This is a genomic window from Tahibacter caeni (assembly GCF_024609805.1).
Lineage (GTDB): Bacteria > Pseudomonadota > Gammaproteobacteria > Xanthomonadales > Rhodanobacteraceae > Tahibacter > Tahibacter caeni.
Genome location: NZ_JANFVR010000523.1, coordinates 1 through 2,166 on the forward strand (window position 1 = coordinate 1; position 2,166 = coordinate 2,166).

At 74.9% G+C, this 2,166-nt stretch carries 1 protein-coding gene; it reads right to left on the reverse strand.

What is annotated here, in order from left to right; translation table 11 throughout:
- Positions 1 to 158: 158 nt before the first annotated feature.
- Positions 159 to 2,166 (reverse strand): O-linked N-acetylglucosamine transferase, SPINDLY family protein (locus NON22_RS23395; RefSeq protein WP_257389394.1); only part of this gene is annotated, 2,008 nt, incomplete at its 5' end.

Here is a 2,166-nt window from a genome sequence, read left to right on the forward strand (position 1 = left end):
TTCGAGCAGGCCCTGCGCCGCGACCGTCAGCTCGGGGTCGGCGCGCCAGGCGTCACGCAAAGCGAGCGCCGCCGCGTTCCAGTCGCCGCGGCCGCCGACCTCGAGGCCTTGCTGCAGCAGGCGCCGGGCGCGCGGCGCATCGCTGGCCGGATAGGCGTTCACGGGCGGCGCGGCTGGACCCGGCGCAGGAAGTCGGCGAACGCCGCGCAGACCTCGCGGTCGTCGAACAGCCGGTGCTTGGAGTCGGCGACGCGCCGTTCCAGCGCCGCGCGGCGCCCGGCCGAGCCGGCCAGCGCGACCGCGCGCGCGACGTAGTCGTCGACCGAACCCGCGATCAGCTCGTCGAGGCCGAGGCGGGTCAGCATGGCCATACTCTGGCGGCCGCGCATGCACTCGCCGGGGAGGGTCAGCCAGAGCCGTTCCTGCCAGAGCGCGTCGAGCGTGGTGATGCCGCCGGAGAAGCCGAAGCTGTCGAGCAGCAGGTCCGCGTCGGCGATGATCTGGCGATAGTCGGCCGCCGGCAACGTCGCATGCAGTCGCACGCGCGCCGGATCGACGCCGGCCGCGGCCAGCGCCGGCCGCAGGCGGCGCTCGAACCCGGCGACCTGTTCGTCGGTCGCTGCGGTCAGGAAATCCAGGGTCGCACCCGGCGCGCCGGCCAGAATCCGCGCGAATACCGCGTCGTGTTGCGGATGCAACTTGTACAGGTTTTGCGCGCAGACCAGCCGAGCGCCGGCCGCCGGTGCGACGCGGCGCGGCAGCGGCGGCTCGTCGGGCACGGCGAAGCAGCCGCCGAGGCGCGGCAGGCAATGCAGGACTTCGCTGTAGTGCGCGGCGGCAACCGGCGGTTCGGCGTCTTCGGCCGACACGAAATAGTCGATCGCCGCGGCGCCGCTCGTGACCGGGTGCGCCCAGGTCGACACCTGCACCGGTGCATGGCGCAGCGCCGCGAGGCATTGGTTCACGACGTCGAGTCCGAGGTCGAGGAACACCAGCACGTCGAGCTCGGCAGCGCGCAGGCGCGCGGTCCAGGCGGCGAAGCTGTCGGCGCCGCCGGCGTAGCGGTCGGCTCGCGCGCGGAAGCGCTGCACCATCGCGTCCTCGCGCGTGCCGGTGTGGAATACGTGCAGCTCGAAATCCGCCGGCGGCAGCGCGAGCAGGGCCTCGCCCCAGGCCCGCGTGACCGAATGCCGGTGCAGGCAGCTCGACACGACGCCGATGCGCCGGCGCGAGCGCGTGATCGCGCGGGGCGCGAGATCCGCATAGGCGCCGCCGGTCGCCGCATCGAGCAGGCGGCGCACGACGGCCGCGTGGCGCCGGTGCAGCGCGACCTGGGCGCCGTCCTGATAGGCCAGCGCGAAGTTCGGCACGCTGCCGAGCATGCGCTGCGCCGTCACAGCGTCGACGTCGGCCCGTTCGAACTCGTCGAGCCCGCGTTCGAAGTCCTGCAGCCAGGCCACGCGGGCCTCGGCCGACGCGAAGCAGGGCAGGTCCGGCGTGTGGAACAGCACCCAGCGCGCGAGCAGTCGCTGCGGCTCGCGCTGCAGCAGGCTGCGGAACAGAGCGTTCGCCGCGGCCGTGCGGTGTGCGCCGATCAGCGCGAGGCCGAGTTTCTCCTGTGCTTCGGCCGAGCCCGGCTGTAGCGCGAGCAGGCGCTCGCGCACCTGCACGGGCTCGTCGCCGCCGCGGCGGGCCGCGTCCAGTGCAGCATCGCGGCGCCGCCACAGCGCGAGGTCGTCGGGCGCGAGCTCGGTCGCACGGCGCAACGCAGCCGTGCTCGTCGGCCAGTCCTGTGCGGCTGCGGCGGCTTGGCCCAGGGCGTCCCAGGCGGCGGCTTGGTCGGGCAGCCAGTCGACGAGGCGGTGCGCGTGGAAGCCGGCTGCGGCCGCGTCGCCGCGAGCCAGCGCGTCGGCCACGAGGCCCAACCGCGCGGCCGGCACGCCGGCGAGCTGGCGGACCGCCTCGAATTCGCGCTCGGATTCGTCGAACCGGTGCAGCAGGCCGAGCACGTGGCCGCGCAGGAACGCACTGGCCGACGGCTGCGGCAGCAGCCGGCGCAGCTGCGCCGAGGCCTGGTCCGCTTCGGCGAGCCGGCCGGTTTCGAGCGCGTCGACGGCCAGTTCGCGCCAGGCCGCGGCAAGGCGCGGCTCCAGGGCGACGGCCTGG